This window comes from Aeromonas molluscorum 848 (genome assembly GCF_000388115.1).
GTDB lineage: Bacteria > Pseudomonadota > Gammaproteobacteria > Enterobacterales > Aeromonadaceae > Aeromonas > Aeromonas molluscorum.
In genome coordinates this window covers 24,021-39,708 of the sequence record NZ_AQGQ01000016.1, presented here as the reverse complement: position 1 = coordinate 39,708, position 15,688 = coordinate 24,021, and the positions used below count along the sequence as shown (strand labels likewise).

The 15,688-nt window shown below is 59.9% G+C and carries 17 protein-coding genes and 1 pseudogene; 13 read left to right on the top strand and 5 right to left on the bottom strand.

Features of this window, described 5'->3' with window-relative positions; all coding sequences use genetic code 11:
• A pseudogene (gene cca / locus G113_RS04605) lies at positions 1 to 375 on the top strand (multifunctional CCA addition/repair protein); the annotation flags it as partial.
• Between the two features lie 98 nt (positions 376 to 473).
• Here cca and G113_RS04600 read toward each other — a convergent pair.
• Both G113_RS04600 and G113_RS04595 read right to left on the bottom strand, forming a co-directional pair.
• The gene (locus tag G113_RS04600; protein WP_005894261.1) at positions 474 to 1,739 is read right to left on the bottom strand and encodes an inorganic phosphate transporter; all 1,266 of its coding nucleotides are present in this window, start codon (positions 1,737 to 1,739) and stop codon (positions 474 to 476) included.
• Between the two features lie 25 nt (positions 1,740 to 1,764).
• Positions 1,765 to 2,445, bottom strand: coding sequence for a TIGR00153 family protein (locus G113_RS04595; RefSeq protein WP_005894260.1), 681 nt, complete (start codon positions 2,443 to 2,445; stop codon positions 1,765 to 1,767).
• A 171-nt stretch (positions 2,446 to 2,616) separates the two neighbouring features.
• Here G113_RS04595 and G113_RS22145 point away from each other — a divergent pair, with 171 nt between their 5' ends.
• Both G113_RS22145 and G113_RS04590 read left to right on the top strand, forming a co-directional pair.
• Entirely contained in the window at positions 2,617 to 3,030 is a 414-nt protein-coding gene (locus tag G113_RS22145) for a CYTH domain-containing protein (protein WP_407919095.1), read from the top strand.
• The gene (locus G113_RS04590) at positions 2,918 to 3,568 is read left to right on the top strand and encodes a CYTH domain-containing protein (RefSeq protein WP_407919096.1); all 651 of its coding nucleotides are present in this window, start codon (positions 2,918 to 2,920) and stop codon (positions 3,566 to 3,568) included. The genes G113_RS22145 and G113_RS04590 overlap by 113 nt, the downstream gene beginning before the upstream one ends.
• Before the next feature lie 121 nt (positions 3,569 to 3,689).
• Here the strand turns inward: G113_RS04590 and G113_RS04585 are convergent, their stop codons facing one another.
• Together G113_RS04585 and lpxL are read right to left on the bottom strand one after the other, a co-directional pair.
• The gene (locus G113_RS04585; RefSeq protein ID WP_005894259.1) at positions 3,690 to 4,163 is read right to left on the bottom strand and encodes an energy transducer TonB; all 474 of its coding nucleotides are present in this window, start codon (positions 4,161 to 4,163) and stop codon (positions 3,690 to 3,692) included.
• Positions 4,164 to 4,305: 142 nt separating this feature from the next.
• Complete coding sequence (lpxL, locus tag G113_RS04580; RefSeq protein ID WP_005894258.1) at positions 4,306 to 5,229, bottom strand: LpxL/LpxP family Kdo(2)-lipid IV(A) lauroyl/palmitoleoyl acyltransferase; 924 nt, start codon at positions 5,227 to 5,229, stop codon at positions 4,306 to 4,308.
• Between the two features lie 151 nt (positions 5,230 to 5,380).
• Between lpxL and hldE the strand changes: the two genes are divergently transcribed.
• Positions 5,381 to 6,808, top strand: coding sequence for a bifunctional D-glycero-beta-D-manno-heptose-7-phosphate kinase/D-glycero-beta-D-manno-heptose 1-phosphate adenylyltransferase HldE (hldE, locus tag G113_RS04575; protein ID WP_005894257.1), 1,428 nt, complete (start codon positions 5,381 to 5,383; stop codon positions 6,806 to 6,808).
• Positions 6,809 to 6,947: 139 nt separating this feature from the next.
• Here hldE and tolC read toward each other — a convergent pair whose 3' ends face one another.
• Entirely contained in the window at positions 6,948 to 8,288 is a 1,341-nt protein-coding gene (tolC, locus tag G113_RS04570; protein ID WP_005894256.1) for an outer membrane channel protein TolC, read from the bottom strand.
• 307 nt (positions 8,289 to 8,595) lie between these two features.
• On the opposite strand from tolC, the gene nudF reads away from it, so the two are divergent.
• The 9 genes from nudF (at position 8,596) to G113_RS04525 (ending at position 15,540) form a co-directional block, all read left to right on the top strand.
• Entirely contained in the window at positions 8,596 to 9,237 is a 642-nt protein-coding gene (nudF, locus tag G113_RS04565) for an ADP-ribose diphosphatase (RefSeq protein ID WP_005894255.1), read from the top strand.
• Positions 9,200 to 9,679: a DUF1249 domain-containing protein gene (locus G113_RS04560; protein ID WP_051106565.1), complete on the top strand. Its 480-nt coding sequence runs from the start codon at positions 9,200 to 9,202 to the stop codon at positions 9,677 to 9,679. The genes nudF and G113_RS04560 overlap by 38 nt, the downstream gene beginning before the upstream one ends.
• A gap of 26 nt (positions 9,680 to 9,705) precedes the next feature.
• The gene (gene cpdA / locus G113_RS04555) at positions 9,706 to 10,524 is read left to right on the top strand and encodes a 3',5'-cyclic-AMP phosphodiesterase (RefSeq protein WP_005894253.1); all 819 of its coding nucleotides are present in this window, start codon (positions 9,706 to 9,708) and stop codon (positions 10,522 to 10,524) included.
• Between the two features lie 9 nt (positions 10,525 to 10,533).
• Complete coding sequence (locus G113_RS04550) at positions 10,534 to 11,121, top strand: YqiA/YcfP family alpha/beta fold hydrolase (protein WP_005894252.1); 588 nt, start codon at positions 10,534 to 10,536, stop codon at positions 11,119 to 11,121.
• An 84-nt stretch (positions 11,122 to 11,205) separates the two neighbouring features.
• On the top strand, positions 11,206 to 11,817 hold the full coding sequence (locus G113_RS04545; protein ID WP_040318912.1) for an NUDIX hydrolase: 612 nt from the start codon (positions 11,206 to 11,208) through the stop codon (positions 11,815 to 11,817).
• Between the two features lie 36 nt (positions 11,818 to 11,853).
• Positions 11,854 to 12,270, top strand: a complete 417-nt coding sequence (locus G113_RS04540; protein WP_005894246.1) for a GFA family protein — start codon at positions 11,854 to 11,856, stop codon at positions 12,268 to 12,270.
• A gap of 98 nt (positions 12,271 to 12,368) precedes the next feature.
• Complete coding sequence (locus G113_RS04535) at positions 12,369 to 12,587, top strand: DUF1656 domain-containing protein (protein ID WP_005894245.1); 219 nt, start codon at positions 12,369 to 12,371, stop codon at positions 12,585 to 12,587.
• Complete coding sequence (locus G113_RS04530; protein ID WP_005894244.1) at positions 12,580 to 13,446, top strand: efflux RND transporter periplasmic adaptor subunit; 867 nt, start codon at positions 12,580 to 12,582, stop codon at positions 13,444 to 13,446. The genes G113_RS04535 and G113_RS04530 overlap by 8 nt, the downstream gene beginning before the upstream one ends.
• A gap of 78 nt (positions 13,447 to 13,524) precedes the next feature.
• Entirely contained in the window at positions 13,525 to 15,540 is a 2,016-nt protein-coding gene (locus G113_RS04525; protein WP_005894243.1) for an FUSC family protein, read from the top strand.
• The last annotated feature ends 148 nt before the right edge of the window (positions 15,541 to 15,688 follow it).

Here is a 15,688-nt window from a genome sequence, read left to right as displayed (position 1 = left end):
GTGCCCGGGGATTGCCGGGACCTGGCGCTCTTGGTGAGCGATCTACACACCCATATCCACATCGCCTTCGAGCTCAAGCCCGCCACCCTGCTCAAGGTGTTCGACAAGGCCGACGCCTGGCGCAGACCGGAGCGCTTTGCCCAGCTGCTTGATGCTTGTCGCGCCGATTTCCATGGTCGTACCGGCTTTGAGGAGCGGGTCTATGCCGAGCCGGATTATGTTGCGCAGGCACTCGCTGCGGCCCAGGCCGTGCCGGTCAAGGAGATAGTGGCGGCAGGATTCAAGGGAGAAGAGATCCGCGAGCAGCTCGCCAAGCGGCGACTCGATGCCATCAGTCGGGTCAGGGATGAGTGGACCTTCTTGGACGAGGCATGATGCTGCGGGTGTTTTGACGCATCGCCTTTGGGGGGAGAGTGGCGATAAAAAAAGCCCGGGTCAGTGACCCGGGCTTTTTGCTGGCTGAATGGATTGCATCAGGAGAAGCAGGCTTCCAGCACATAGAAGATGATGATGGCCAATATGGCACCTGCGGGCAGGGTGATGACCCAGGAAACCACGATATTGCGCAGCACACCCAGGTTCAGGGCCGCGATACCGCGAGCCAGACCCACCCCCATGACGGCACCCACCAGTGTCTGGGTGGTGGAAATGGGCAGACCCGTCCCTGACGCGATGACCACGGTGGCGGCGGTTGCCAGCTGGGCGGCAAAACCACGGCTCGGGGTCAGGTGGGTGATACCGGTACCGACAGTCGCCATCACCTTCTCGCCCATGGTCGCCAGACCAATGACGATGCCAATACCACCGAGCGGCAATATCCACCAGGCGATAGAGGAGCTACCGGTGATCTGACCGGCACTCTCGACCGTGGAAACCACGGCGGAGAGCGGGCCTATGGCGTTGGCGACATCGTTGGAGCCATGAGCAAAAGCCATGGCACAGGCGGTGATCACCATCAGGATGCCAAATACCTTCTCCACGTTGGCGAAGTGCATCTTGTTGTCATCGACCGGGTTGTAGTTCTGACCACGGATGTAGAACCAACCCGCAATGGCCAAGGCGATGGAGATACCCACGGAGAGCAGAATGCCCTCGCTGTTGCTCAGATGCAGACCTACGTGGGACAGCCCCTTCTTTATGGTCACCAGACAGATCACCAGAGAAGTGAGGAACATGTAGAAGGGGACGTAGCGCTTGGCGTTGCCCAGCGGATCATCGGTGTTGAAGATGAGCTTCTGCACACTGATGAACATGAAGTAGGCGATGACCCCGGAGAGGGCAGGGGTCACTATCCAAGAACCGACTATGCCGCCGAACTTGCTCCACTGTACCGCTTCCGGACCCACGCTCACCACGGCAAAACCAACGATGGCGCCAATGATGGAGTGAGTGGTCGACACTGGCCAGCCGAAGTAGGAGGCCAGGATCAGCCAAAGACCTGCCGCCAGCAAGGAGGAGATCATGCCGAGCACCAGTATATCCGGGCTATCGGTGAAGGCATTGGTATCTATGATGCCATTGCGTATGGTGGCAGTGACTTCACCACCGGCCAGATAGGCCCCGGCGAACTCGAAGATCATGGCGATGATGATGGCCTGACGAATGGTCAGGGATTTGGTGCCGACCGACGTGCCCATGGCATTGGCAACGTCATTGGCGCCAATACCCCAGGCCATCAAAAAGCCGAACAAGGCCGCCACGATCACCAGGGTGGTGCCGTAATTCGCGATAATGTCCATTAGTATTTTTTACCCAGTCAGTCGATTAGGAACGAGCTAGCATCAGTTCCAGACGGGCGCCTACACGCTCGGCCTGGTCCGCCAGATCACCTACCCATTCGAGGATCTTGTACAGGAAGATAACGTCGATCGGATTGTAGTTGTGCTCCACGGTCTGGAGTTTCTGCCGCAAACCAATCTGCATGGTGTCAGTATCGTCCTCGATCAAATCCAGCTGGTGGATCATCTCGGCAACCATTTCTACTTCACGTCCCTTGAAGCCGGTTTCGAGCAGCTCATCGAGTTCTCCGATGGCTTTCTCGGCTTGGGCGGTCGCATCGATACAGCGTTTGAGATAGGCCATGACGTCGGCACGCATCTCGGTGGGGAATTCCATATGACGGCCCAACATGCGGCCGGAAATGTCCTTGGCACGATTGGCTATCTTGTCCTGTTGGGTCAAAAGCTCCAGCAAGTCGGTACGCGCAACCGGCAGAAACAGGCCGCGAGGCAGTTTCAGACGAATTTCACGCTTGAGGATGTCGGCTTCTTTTTCCAGTTGGGAGATCTGCTGACGAATACGTTCGGCATCACTCCAACGACCATCGGCGATGGCGTCAAAGAAGGGGATAAGTTGCTGAGAACACTCGTGAACTTTCACTATGTGCTTTTGCAGAGGTTTGATGGGCGACTTGGCAAAAAGCCCTAAAATAGTATTTACTGGCATGGTAAAAACCTGTGTCGGTGAAAAAACACTCGATACGATTCTATGAGGCGCGCATGGTAACCGAACTGCGCGACCAATAAAACAGCGAACTTCATCTTAACGTCACGCAGGCAGTATATCCGCGCCGCCTGGTGGCCGCCTCCCTAAACTCCCTTTTTGCCCGGAAAACCTATGCAAACCGAGATTGAAATCAAATTTCTCATCGATAGCGCCCCCCATGATGACTTGGCGCATAAGCTGAATATCTTTTTGAATTCACTCACTATTATCTCTCACTCCCAAGCCTTGCTCGGCAACACCTACTTTGATACCGCAGACTTGGCGCTGCGTCGTCTCGACATGGGGTTGCGCATCCGCCGAAGCGATGATTTCGCTGAACAAACCATCAAGTGTCGGGGCCAGGGAGTGGGTGGTTTGCATGCCAGACCTGAATATAATGCCCCTGTTACGGGGGACTCGCCGAATTTGGGCGATTTTCCTGCCACTATCTGGCCCCAGGGGGAGGATCTGGCCGCCTTGCAGGCTGCACTTTTTTCCCCAGTTTCGAACCGATTTCCTGCGCCGCCACTGGCTGATCGCCTATGAGGGAGCAGAGATAGAGCTGGCCTGGGATCAGGGGGAGATAGCGGGCAAGGGGGGATATGAGGCTATCGATGAGTTGGAGCTGGAGCTCAAGACGGGGTCGACGGCGGCCCTGCTCGCCTTGGCTGCGCTCCTGGGGGCCATTCCCGGCTTGAGACTGGGAGTGCAGTCCAAGGCCCAGCGCGGTTATCGATTGGCGGGGCTCGGCAAGGCCTTGGTGCCGCGCATCGTCCCTTCATTGGCGCAATGGGATGCCCTGTCGCTGCGCCAGCGAGTACAGGCTGGCCTCGAACATTGGCAGCATCATGAGCAGATCTGCGTGCTGCAGCAAGATATGAGCGGCTGGCCCGGTCTGATGGCGGGTCTGGCGCTGATAGCGCAGGGGCTGGATGCCGGACACGCACATCCCGAGTGGGTCCAGCGTCTGACCGATACCCGCACAGAGCTTGCGAAGCTGGATGAGGCAGGGCAAGCGACCTGGCTGTCTCGAGCAGATTATGTGCCGCTGCAGCTTGCCATCATTGCCTGGCTGCAATCCTGAACAGTCGCCCAGGTTCAGGGCATCTCAAACCGCTCTACTAGAGATGACAAAAAAGGAGTGGGGCCTTGGGCCCCGTTCCTTTTGTCTGTCTGGATCCGGTGTCGTCTGTCTGGACGCGGCTTTAACGTACCTGGGTATAGATCTTGGCGGTACTGGTCACGCTACTGCTTCCTTCGCACGTCTGATCGAGCAGGCTGTGCTTGCAAGGCTCGCCGTTGAGTTCGATGCAAAAATCGAAGCGGGTCTGGCTCTTGAGGGTTTGATGGCTCTTGTTGAATTCGGTCGGCTGCCATTGCCAGCGGGAGAGTGCCTCGATGGCGGCATCGGAGAAGCGCTCATCGGTGCGCGACACTATGCGCATCTGGGCGGCCTCACCACTCGGGGTGATCAGGTACTCCAAGGTGGCGCAGCCCATCTCGCCGGCGGCGACCGCCTCTTTGGGGTAGCGGGGCTCCACCTTGTGGCTGGGTTGCCAGTTAGCGGCGACGTCGCTGGCCGAACTGAGCGGCCTGGGACCGAAATCCAGAGATTGGGATTGCTGGCTACAGGCGCTGATCCCGAGTAGTGCGACGCTCAATACGATGATCTTGTTCATTTGCTTCCCTTCATGGGCCCTGGCGCCCTGTCCTGCCTATCATTCTGATTATTAATAAAATATCAAGCTGCGATTGAAAACCTTTTGCTGTCAGAAATGATAGGAAAACCGCCAAAAGGCGGTTTTTTCAACAGGAACTGACTCAATAATAGCCGGGTTCTTCCTTGCTGGGTCTGGTCTTGAAGCGGCGGTGCAGCCACATGTACTGCTCGGGGGCCCGACGTACCGCGGCCTCAATTTCCCGGTTGACCCGAGTGGCGTCCGCCAGCTCATCCCCACTAGGATAGTCCGCGAGGGGCGCGCCTATATTCAGTTCGTAGCCCTTGGCGGTACGAATGTTGTAGCAGGGCAGCGTGACGCTGTTTTTGACCCGCGCCAGGGTGGCGGTGCCAGTGATGGTGGCGGCTTTTTCTACTGCGAAGTAGGGGACGAAGACGCTGGCATGGCTGCCGTAATCGTGGTCCGGTGCGTACCAGAGAGCATCGCCATTGCGCAGCGTCTTGATCATGCCCTTCACATCGGTGCGATCGACCAGGTACTTGTTTGAAGCGCAGCGACCATGATACTGGGCATATTCCAGCACCGGATTGGTATTGGGGCGGTAGACGCCGACGCCGGGCCTGACCAGGCCGAAACAGCGCGCATTTAGTTCAAGCGTGAGGAAGTGGCAGGAGAGCAGCAACATACCCTGTCCCTGGGCCACGGCGTTGTGCACATGCTCTTCCCCCTTGATGGTCATCAGCTTGCGCATGCGCCAATCGGGCCAGAACCAGGCCATACCCACCTCGAAGATGGCGCAACCTACGCTGGCGAAGTTCTCCTTGAGCAGCACCTCACGCTCGTCCCGGCTCAGTTCCGGCAGTGCCAGCTCCAGGTTGCGACGGGCAATTTTCACCCGGGATTTGAGCAGACGGCGGGCGAGGGCGCCCAGGCCACGACCCAGCCACATCTGGGTACGCCAAGGTAGCAAGACCAGCAGCCAGAGCAGGGCAAGACCTAACCAGCTACCCCAATAGCGGGGGTGAAATAGATGAGGGGTGAGGCGGGGAGCATTATCTTGGGCCATGAAGATTCTCGTGTTCGCAAACTCAGTCGGGGGATTCTAGCCGAAAAACACGGCCGCTGGCGAATGGCGTGGCCAATGGCTTTGTTAACACGGCGCCAGAGACTGTGATAAAATCCTCTGCTGATTTTTCCGGTTTTGAGAGTCGATACAGATGAAGATCACCCTGCCCGATTTTGAAAAAGCCCGCGTACTGGTTGTCGGCGATGTCATGCTGGATCGCTACTGGCATGGCCCCACCGGCCGTATCTCGCCGGAAGCGCCGGTCCCCGTGGTCAAGGTAGAGCACATCGAGGAGCGCCCGGGTGGCGCGGCCAACGTGGCGCTCAACTCGGCTGCCCTCGGTGCCCACGCCGTGCTGCTGGGCCTGACCGGGCAGGATGAGGCCGCCGATGCGTTGGCGAGCCAGATGGCTGGCGTCAAGGTTGCCTGCGACTTCGTGCGCCTTGGTGACTATCCCACCATCACCAAGCTGCGGGTATTGTCACGCAACCAGCAACTGCTGCGCCTCGATTTCGAGGAAGCCTTCCACGATGTCGACTCCACGCTGTTGATGGGCAAGGTTGAGCAGGCTCTGCCTCATACCGATGTGATGATCCTCTCCGACTATGGCAAGGGGGCTCTCAACGACGTGCCGGGCATGATAGCTCGCGCCCGTGCCGCCGGTATTCCCGTGCTGGTCGACCCCAAGGGCACCGAGTTCGAGAAGTACCGTGGCGCCACCCTGCTTACCCCCAACATGTCCGAATTCGAGGCAGTGGTGGGCAAGGTGAAGAATGAACAGGAACTGGTCAGTCGTGGACTGGAGCTGGTCAAGCGCTTCGAACTGGACGCCTTGCTGGTGACCCGTTCCGAGAATGGCATGACCCTGATCCGCGCAGGTCAGGACGAGCTGCATCTGCCCGCCCAGGCCCATGAGGTTTATGACGTGACCGGGGCCGGTGACACCGTCATCTCGACCCTGGCCACCGCCTTGGCCGCAGGCAAGACCCTGGACGAGGCGTGTGCTCTGGCCAACACTGCCGCGGGCATAGTGGTCGGCAAGCTGGGCACCTCCACTGTCAGCCCGGTCGAGCTCGCCAATGCGCTCTACAACGAGCACGAGACCGGCTTTGGGGTGCTCTCCGAGCAACAGCTCAAGATCGCGGTCGATGCCGCTCGTCGTCGTGGCGAGAAGGTGGTGATGACCAACGGTTGCTTCGATATCCTGCACGCTGGCCATGTCTCCTATCTTGCCAACGCCGGTAAACTGGGGGACAGATTGATCGTTGCGGTCAATACCGATGACTCGGTCCGTCGCCTCAAGGGGCCGGGTCGTCCGGTCAATTCGACCGACCGTCGCATGGCCGTGCTGGCCGCACTGGGCGCCGTGGATTGGGTGGTGCCCTTTGGCGAGGATACCCCCCAGCGCCTGATCGCCGAGATCTTGCCGGATCTGTTGGTCAAAGGTGGCGACTACAAGCCCGAAGAGATTGCCGGTTATGACGAGGTGACCGCCAACGGTGGCGAGGTGCGAGTCCTCAACTTCGAAGATGGCTGCTCGACCAGCGACATCATCAAGACCATCCGCGAACGTGGATAAGTGATGGCTAGACCATAAAGAACCGGCCAAGGCCGGTTTTTTTATGGTCGGTTAGGCAGCGGCAGCCGGGTCGGGATGACAAACAACAGCCATGAAAAAGGCGACCCCGGGGTCGCCTTTTTCATTCGAGCTGTGTCGCTTAATAGGTGCGGCTGCTGCTCTTGGGGGCATCGGCCGGGGCAACTTTCAGGCCCTGGTTGACGTCCACTATGTCTTTTTGCTCCAGCACGCCCGCCGCCTGCTTGAGGGAGAGGATGCTGAGGATGTAGTTGTAGCGCGCCTCGGAGAGTTTCTGCTTGGCGTCATACAGCTTGCGGGTAGAGTCGAGCACGTCGACTATGGTACGGGTGCCCACTTCGTAACCGGCTTCGGTCGCCTTCAGGGCGCTCTCGGCTGAGATCACGGACTGGCTGTAGGCTCGTACCGAGCCGATGCTGGCGTTCACGTTGTTATAAGAGGAACGCACGCTGCTCTGTACGGAGCGGAAGCTGCGCTCGAGCTGCTCGCTGGCGGCAACGTAGTTGTACTGAGCTTGTTTGACCTGGGAGGTGGTGGCACCGCCGGTATAGAGCGGCAGCTTGAAGGTCAGCCCTATGTTGGCCTGGTTATCGTTACCGTCCGAGTTCATGGTCTCGTCTTTGTAATCGTAATAGCCGGTGTTCAGACCGGCGCCCAGGTCCAGGGTCGGCTCATGACCCGTCTTGGCCAGATCGATCTGTTCCTTGGCGATGTCTTTGCCGATGCGGGCGCTGTGCAGCTCCAGGTTCTTGTCCAGAGCCAGCTCCAGCCACTTGTCGGAGCCAAAGCCAGTTTTTTGCGGCGTGAAGCGTTCGGTGTTGAGCACGTCCAGATTGCGGTGATCGACACCGGTCAGCTCACGCAGGGTCTCGTAACTGTTATCCAGACTGTTCTCGGCGCTGATCTCGTCGGCCAGAGCCTGATCGCGAGAGGCCTCAGCTTCATGCACGTCGGTGATGGCGGTCAGTCCCACTTCGAAGCGCTGCTGGGTCTGCTCGAGCTGACGTTCTACCGCGGCCTTGTTGGCACGCACGAACTCCAGGGTGTCCTGGGCCTTGAGCACATTAAAATAGGCCTGGGAGGTGCGCAGCATCAGGCGCTGATATTCCAGGTTGTAGCTGACGTCGGACTGGGTGGCGCTCTTCTCGGTCAGGTCCAGGTTGACCCAGTTGCTGCGACGATAGATGGACTGATCCAGAGAGAGGCTACCGGTGGCGTTGCCATTGGTCTGGGTATCATTTTTGTTGGCCAGGTAGTTGAGACCGGCACCCAGGTTGATCTGGGGCAGCAAAGAGGCGCGAGACTCATTGATTTTCTCGAAGGCCTGATCACGGCGGGCCTTGGACTCCAGCAGCTGGGTGTCCTTCTGTTGCGCCTGGGTATAGATGTCGAGCAAGTTCTCAGCTTGGGCACTGGCGCTGAGGCCGAGCAGGACCATGACTGACAGGAGTGTTCTGTTCATAGATTCTCTTAACCTTATGTATTAACTCGAAGCTGCCACTGGATGTAGGAAAGATATTGTCACCAACCAAACTGGATTTCAGCTTAATCGAGTCACTATCTGCAAAATTTCACGAAAGCCGTCCGGTTCTGACCTGAAGAAAAGGAACAAAAACAGCGGGGTTTTTCTCCCGCGAACGCCTAGCCAAATGCCCTGTGACTGCTAAAATCCATCGCTCATCGATATCAAGGGTGAGTGAATGAATGTTCATTCATGAACTCGGATTTTATGGTCTAACCGGGCCAAGTCAAGCCGACGGGAGTAGCTGATGTCGCAGCAAGCCTTGCCAGATAACGGCCATTATGGCATTGAAGATGTAAAAATCATTGAAAAATCAGTTGGTTATAAAGGGTTTTTCAAAGTGAATGTCTATCGTTTGCAGCACAGGTTATTTGCCGGAGGCTGGAATGAGCCCATAGTGCGCGAGCTGTTCGAGCGGGGGCATGCCGCCGCTTTGCTGCCCTATGATCCGGTGCGAGACGAGATAGTGCTGGTCGAGCAGTTCCGTATCGGTGCCATCGAGACCAGTCCCACCCCCTGGCTGCTGGAGCTGGTGGCCGGCATCATAGACGAAGGGGAGACCGCCGAAGTCGTGGTGCGCCGGGAGGCGGTGGAAGAGGCGGGCATCGATGTGGGTCGCTGTGAGCATGCCATCAGCTATCTGGTGAGCCCCGGGGGCAGCACGGAGCGTATCGAGGTGTTCGTGGGCGAGGTCGATGCCAGCCAGGCCCAGGGTCTGCATGGTTTGGCCGAGGAGGGTGAAGACATCCGGGTGCACAGGGTGAGCCGCGAGCAGGCCTATGCCTGGTTGAAAGAGGGGCGCATCGACAATGCCGCTTCCGTCATCGCCTTGCAGTGGCTGGCACTCAACCATGGCGAGCTCCGTGCGCGCTGGTTGGCGGAGCGCTGAGGTGAGTCTTGCTCACGCCAGGCGTTATGTGCCTGACCTCATGTCCCTGCAGCGCACCTGCGAGGTCAACTACATGGCGCTGATGAAGCTGCTGCCAGCGGGAGGAGAGGTCGGTGCCCTGCGGCGCTATCAGGTGGGTAACGGCCTGCAGTTTCAGCTCAGTCTGGTTGGTGAGAGCCGTTTCACTACGCAAGTGGTGCTCAGTCAGCACAACCCGGAATTGCCCGACTATTTGCAGGCCCGCATAGAGATTCGTTTGTATCATGATGTGCGAATGGCGGAAGTGTGTGCGGCGCAACAGATTTCCAGACTGCAACCACGTTATGATTACCCCAATACAAAAATGCACCAACGGGATGAAAAAGAGCAGGTAAATCTGTTCCTCGCCGATTGGCTCAAGTTTTGTCTCAGGCACGGTACCAGTCTGATTAACATCTTCTAGTTGAACCAATAAAAAGAAGCGTGATTTTGGAAACAGAGCTACCTCAGGCGCCCGACGGCAGTGTGCGCCTGTTACAAATAACCGATACCCATCTGTTCGCCAGCGGTGAAGGCAGCCTGCTGGCCGTGCGGACCGCCGACAGCCTGGCGGCCGTGCTTGAACGGGTGCAGGCCAACGGGCATCCGTTCGACCTTATCCTGGCGACCGGGGATCTCTCCCAGGATCACAGTCCGGAATCCTATCAACGCTTTGCCTCCATGATGGCGCCCCTGTCGCGCCCCATCTATTGGCTGCCCGGCAACCACGACGACGGCCCCCTGATGACCGAGTACCTGCATGCGGCCGGGATCAGTGAGAAGAAGCAGCTGGTGGGCGAGCACTGGCAGATCATACTGCTCGACACCCAGGTTCGCGGCAAACCCCATGGGGTGCTTGGGGATCACCAGTTGGCGGCCCTGGATCTGGCTCTGCGCCAGCACCCGGATCGCCATGCCCTCATCGCCTTGCATCATCAGGCGGTGCCCGTGGGTTGCGCCTGGCTGGATCAGCACAACCTCAAGAATGCCGATGACCTCTTCGCCGTGCTGGCTCGTCATCCGCAGCAAAAAACCATCTTGTTTGGTCATGTTCATCAGGAGTTTGACGAGGTACATCAGGGAGTGCGTCTCATCGCCAGCCCCTCCACCTGCATCCAGTTCAAACCGCTCTGTGAGGGTTTCACTCTGGATGAGTCTGGCCCGGGCTGGCGCTACCTGACCCTGTATCCCGATGGCCGTATCGCCAGCCAGGTGTGGCGTCTGCCTCTGGGGCAGTTCGTCCCCGACCCCGATGCCACCGGTTATTGAGGGAGTGATATGAGCTCGGTTCTGCTCTATTTGCATGGCTTCAACTCTTCACCCGGTTCGGCCAAGGCTCGTCAGATGGCTGATTGGCTCGCCGAGCACAGACCCGACATCGAGGTGCTGATCCCGGCTCAGCCCAATACCCCGGCGGCGGCCTGGGCGGCCATAGCGCAGTCCATAGAAGCCGCGCAGGCCCGCCATGGCGATGGGCTCAGACTCGGCGCCGTGGGCAGCTCCTTGGGCGGTTTTATGGCGACCCGGGTGAGCGAGCGTTATGGCTGCCGCGCCGCCCTGATCAACCCGGCGGTGCGCCCCTATGAGCTGCTGCAAGATTTTCTAGGACCGCAGACCAATCCCTATACCCATGAGCGCTATGAACTGCTGCCCCGGCACATGGACGAGCTCAGGGCGCTGGCTGTGCCGGTGACGGTACCGGAGCGACTCTGGGTGCTGCAACAGCAGGAGGATGAGGTGCTCGACTATCGCAAGGCGCTGAGTGAGTACTCCTTTGCCCGGCTCTCCCTCGAGTGCGGCGGCGATCACAGCTTCGTCGGCTTCGAGCGTTATCCGGCCCAGATAGTGCATTTTCTGGGACTGTGAATCATGGCTGCTGGTATCAGTCCCGAGTTGAATCCCCAGGAGGCCGTTGCCCCGGACTCGCGACCCGGCCCAGACCAGCATCGGCTGGCTGCTTTTTTGGAACAGGTGCTGGCCACGGCCCAGGCCGGACTGACCTACTCCAAGGATCCCTTCGACATAGGGCGCTTTCATGCCCTGCGCGATGCCACCGCCGCCCTTATCGCTGAGCAGAGCACCCTGGATCCTGTGCGGATCGCCGATTGGATTGCCCTGGATAGCGGTTATCCCACCCCCAAACTGGATGTGCGCGCCCTGATCCTCAACGAGCAGGGGCAGTTGCTGTTGGTGCGCGAGCGCAGCGATGGCTGCTGGACCCTGCCCGGTGGCTGGTGCGATATCGGTGACTCACCGGCGGGGGCCGTGGAGCGCGAAGTGGTCGAGGAGACGGGATTGATCTGCCGCGCCGTGCAGCTGCTGGCGCTATTTGACAAGCTCAGGCATCCCCATCCGCCGCAACTGCCCCATGCCCACAAAGCCTTCTTCCTGTGCGAGGTGACGGGCGGTCAGCTGCTCACCGAGACGGATGAAACCCAAGACGCCGCCTATTTCCCTCTGGAAGCCTTGCCCGAGCTGTCGCGCCATAGGGTGGTGGCGTCGCAACTGCGTACCCTGCATACCCATGTGCAGCAAGGACGACCAGATACCCTGTTCGACTGATCCCATCAGGGCGAGGCCCAGCGGCAAGGAGGCTGCATGATCAAGCGCATTGGCAATACCCCCATCGAAGAGAAGCACAGGGCCAGCTGCCATTGCGGAGCTGTGGTGCTGGAACTCGCCTTGCCGGACGGCGTGGTGGATCCGCGCCGCTGTGACTGTTCCCTCTGTCGGCGGCGCGGCGCCATCGTCGCCTCAGTACCGCTGGCGGGCATCCGCATCCTGCGGGGAGAGGCGGTGCTGCGTTGCTACCGGTTCAACACCCATACCGCGCAGCACTACTTCTGCAGTGTCTGCGGCATCTATACCCATCACCAACGCCGCTCCAACCCGGCCGAGTATGGTTACAACCTCGCCTGTCTCGAGGGAGTCAATCCGTTTGAACTGGGCGAGGTGCCGTTGCGCGATGGCGTCAATCACCCGGCTGACCGATCAGGGAGCCATCTGCCCCTATAGCACTGAAAATGACTGTGTTAACCTTGGCGAGTCTGCTCTGCATGCAGACCATGGCCGATTGCCTCGGCCCTTCTTTGCCAATAGGGAGCACGCCAGCGATGACCCCCTCAGCACTGCCCGATCTGATCCTGGGCGCTTCGCTCTATTTTCCGCCCCTGTTCAAGGCGGTGTTGCTCGGCCTGCTTGGCTGGTTGCCTCTGCATCGCCTGGTGCGTGACTGGCTCTATGGCGGCGATGTCTGGCACCCGATGCTGATGGATCTCTCCCTCTTCGTACTCGCCGTGTGCGGCGCTCTCTGGATCTTGCTACATGGTTAAATCACCGCTGGCGACTCTCAAATATCTGTCCACCCTACTGGTCTGCGCTTTGGCGCTAGGGGCGGCCTGGTGGTTGTGGAGCTACTACATGCAGGGCCCCTGGACCCGGGATGGCAAGGTGCGGGCCGAGCTGGTGAGCGTCACCCCCGAGGTATCAGGCAAGCTGCTCGACATCCGGGTGCAGGACAACCAGCTGGTGAAGCGGGGGGATCTGCTGTTTCGCATCGATCCTGAACCCTATCGCATCGCCGAGCGCAATGCCGTTGCCGCCCTGGGCAAGGCCGAGTCCGACTTTGCCAAGGCCAGTCATGAGGCGAGCCGCAGGCGCAATCTGGCCCGCAATGTCATCTCGGCGGAGGCGGTGGATGAAGCCGAGCTGACCCAACAGGCGATGCAGGCGGCCTTTGAGGTGGCCAAGGCCAATCTGGCGCAGGCACAGTGGTCCCTGGCCAAAACGGATATCCATGCCAGCACGGATGGTTACATCACCAACTTGCAGACCCGAGTTGGCAACTATGCCAGCGCGGGGATCCCGCTGGTGGCGCTGATCGATACCAACTCCTTCTATGTGCTCGGCTATTTCGAGGAGACCAAGCTGCGCCATATTCGTATCGGCAGGCGGGCCGAGATAGTGCTCTACAGCTCGGACAGGCCCTTGACCGGCTCCGTGGAAAGCATAGGGCGCGCCATCCATGATCAGAGCCTGGAGTCAGGCTCCGGGTTGCTGGTGGATGTCAAACCCAATGTGCCCTGGGTGCGCCTCGCCCAGCGAGTGCCGGTGCGCATTCGACTCGACAAGGTGCCCGCTGATGTCACTCTGATAGCCGGCACCACCGCCTCCATAGCCATCCATGACTGATACACCCTTGCCAGCAACCTGGTTGGCTTTGATCGCAGGGCTTGGCTCTGATGGCGACGACGATCGAGGGCTGCGGTGATGAAGCTGGCACTGCCGAGCTGGCACCAAAGCCCCTGGGGCAAGGCGAGCGCGGAACAATGGCGCTATGCCCTGCGCAATGGCCTTGCCATGTGTCTGGCACTCTGGCTCGCGTTCGTGCTGCAACTCGACTCACCTTACTGGGCCATGACCTCGGCCGCCGTGGTGAGCTTCCCCACCGTGGGGGGCGTCATCAGCAAGAGCCTGGGAAGGGTGCTGGGCAGTCTGATGGGAGCCGTGGCCGCCATCTTGATCGCCAGTTATGGCCTGGCCGACCCCTGGCTGTTCAGCCTGCTGATTGCACTCTGGATAGGGCTGTGCACCTATGTCTCCAACCACTATCAGAACAATGTCTCTTACGGCTTTGCCCTGGCTGGCTACACGGCGGCCATCATTGCGTTCTCCTGCGTCAACGTCGATGACCCTCTCTACATCTTCGACATAGCCCAGGCGCGGGTGAGCGAGGTGATCACCGGCATCCTCTGCGGCGCCTTCATGATGATGCTGCTGCCGAGTACCGGCGATGGCGAGACCCTGCTCGGCTCCCTGCGCCAGAGTCAGGCCCGCCTGCTCGAACATGCCCAGCTGCTCTGGCAGGGGCAGAGCAATGCCGAGATCCGCCACGCCCACCAGGGCATCATCAGCCAGATCCTCACCATGAATGTGCTGCGTATCCAGGCGGTATGGAGCCATCACAGGTTCAGACGCCACAACCGGCTGTTCAACTACCTGCTTCACCGCCAATTGCGCATGACCAGCCTCATCTCCGGGGTGCGCCGCCTGCTGCACAACTGGCCTGCGCCGCCTGCCGGACTGGACGCCTTGCTCGCCGAGCTGCCCAGGGCTTTGGCCGCCCCCGACTGTGACAAGCTGCGCATCGCCCGCCTGCTGGCGCCCCTGGCCGGGAGCGAGGATTATCGCACTCAGGTTTTCTGGCAGCGACTGCGCCACTTCTGCTGGTGCTATCTGGAGGCGCAGCGCTGGCTGGATCGCTTGGCGCAGGCCAAGCAGAGAGGGCAGGACGAACCGGCACACTGGCCCGCCCCTCCCAGATTGGCACCGCTCGCCATGCACACCGACAGCTATGAGGCGGCCTATAACGGCGCGCGCACTTTCCTCTGTGTGCTGCTTGGCTGCATCTTCTGGTTCCAGACCCAGTGGGATGCGGGCAGTTCGGCGCTGACCTTGCTATCGATCAGTTGCGTGCTCTATTCCGCGGTTCCGGCGCCGCTCAAGAGCGTGACGACCATGTTGCAGGCCATAGTGCTGCTCAGTCTGGTCTGCTTCGGGGTCAAGTTTGGCCTGATGATCCGGCTGGAGGCGCTCTGGCCCTTCATCCTGCTACTGCTGCCGACGCTGGTCACCATGCAGCTCATCAAGTTGCAGCGGCCAGCCAGCGCCGCGCTCTGGGGGCAGTTGATCGTGATGCTTGGCTCCTTTCTCGCCATCTCGAATCCCCCTCGCTATGACTACCTCGGTTATATCAACGGCAGTCTGGCCCAGATGCTGGGGGTGATGGCGGCCGGGCTGGCGTTTCAGATCCTGCGGCCGAGTTCCGATAGCCGCAAGAGCCGCCGCCTGATGCGTCGTCTGCGTCGGGATTTTATGGATCAGCTGCGCACCGGGCCGCGCCTGGGTGAGCACGAATTCGAATCGCGCATCTATCATGCCATCAGCCAGCTCAGCCTGAGCCAGGATCAGCACTCCCGGCTCTGGGTATTGCGTTGGGGGGTGGTGTTGCTCAACTGCAGCCACATCGTCTGGCAATTGCGGGAGTGGCGCGGGCTCAATCCCGCCCTCTATCCGGTTCGAGATCGCTGCATTCGCAGTCTGAAGGGGATATTGACCGAGGGAGGGGTGCAGCAGGAGCGGCTTGGCCACACCCTGAGCGAGCTGGCACGCCTGGATGCGCTGCTTGCCCGCCATCCGGACAGGGAGTCCCGCGCGCTGGCCGGTCTCATCTGGCGGTTGTCCAGCTCGCTCTCCCAACTGCAACAGGCGCTGCCCAGCGACTGAGCCGGTTCTTGGTCGGACTCTGTTCCCTTGCCAACCAGCAACGGGGACGGCCGAGTGATGAAGCCCGGCCTTGGCGGTCATTTCCCTCGCCCCGGTCACTCTTTGCCGTCGTCTAATTTGTCCAAGGCCCTCTCAACGAGTAAGATTC

What these genes read in the sequence shown, in the direction of transcription:
- G113_RS04600 (WP_005894261.1), bottom strand. Translation starts at nt 1,739, where the DNA reads ATGGACATTATCGCGAATTACGGCACCACCCTGGTGATCGTGGCGGCC.
- G113_RS04595 (WP_005894260.1), bottom strand. Translation starts at nt 2,445, where the DNA reads ATGCCAGTAAATACTATTTTAGGGCTTTTTGCCAAGTCGCCCATCAAA.
- G113_RS22145 (WP_407919095.1), top strand. Translation starts at nt 2,617, where the DNA reads ATGCAAACCGAGATTGAAATCAAATTTCTCATCGATAGCGCCCCCCAT.
- G113_RS04585 (WP_005894259.1), bottom strand. Translation starts at nt 4,163, where the DNA reads ATGAACAAGATCATCGTATTGAGCGTCGCACTACTCGGGATCAGCGCC.
- lpxL (WP_005894258.1), bottom strand. Translation starts at nt 5,229, where the DNA reads ATGGCCCAAGATAATGCTCCCCGCCTCACCCCTCATCTATTTCACCCC.
- hldE (WP_005894257.1), top strand. Translation starts at nt 5,381, where the DNA reads ATGAAGATCACCCTGCCCGATTTTGAAAAAGCCCGCGTACTGGTTGTC.
- tolC (WP_005894256.1), bottom strand. Translation starts at nt 8,288, where the DNA reads ATGAACAGAACACTCCTGTCAGTCATGGTCCTGCTCGGCCTCAGCGCC.
- nudF (WP_005894255.1), top strand. Translation starts at nt 8,596, where the DNA reads ATGTCGCAGCAAGCCTTGCCAGATAACGGCCATTATGGCATTGAAGAT.
- G113_RS04560 (WP_051106565.1), top strand. Translation starts at nt 9,200, where the DNA reads ATGGCGAGCTCCGTGCGCGCTGGTTGGCGGAGCGCTGAGGTGAGTCTT.
- G113_RS04550 (WP_005894252.1), top strand. Translation starts at nt 10,534, where the DNA reads ATGAGCTCGGTTCTGCTCTATTTGCATGGCTTCAACTCTTCACCCGGT.
- G113_RS04540 (WP_005894246.1), top strand. Translation starts at nt 11,854, where the DNA reads ATGATCAAGCGCATTGGCAATACCCCCATCGAAGAGAAGCACAGGGCC.
- G113_RS04535 (WP_005894245.1), top strand. Translation starts at nt 12,369, where the DNA reads ATGACCCCCTCAGCACTGCCCGATCTGATCCTGGGCGCTTCGCTCTAT.
- G113_RS04530 (WP_005894244.1), top strand. Translation starts at nt 12,580, where the DNA reads ATGGTTAAATCACCGCTGGCGACTCTCAAATATCTGTCCACCCTACTG.
- G113_RS04525 (WP_005894243.1), top strand. Translation starts at nt 13,525, where the DNA reads ATGAAGCTGGCACTGCCGAGCTGGCACCAAAGCCCCTGGGGCAAGGCG.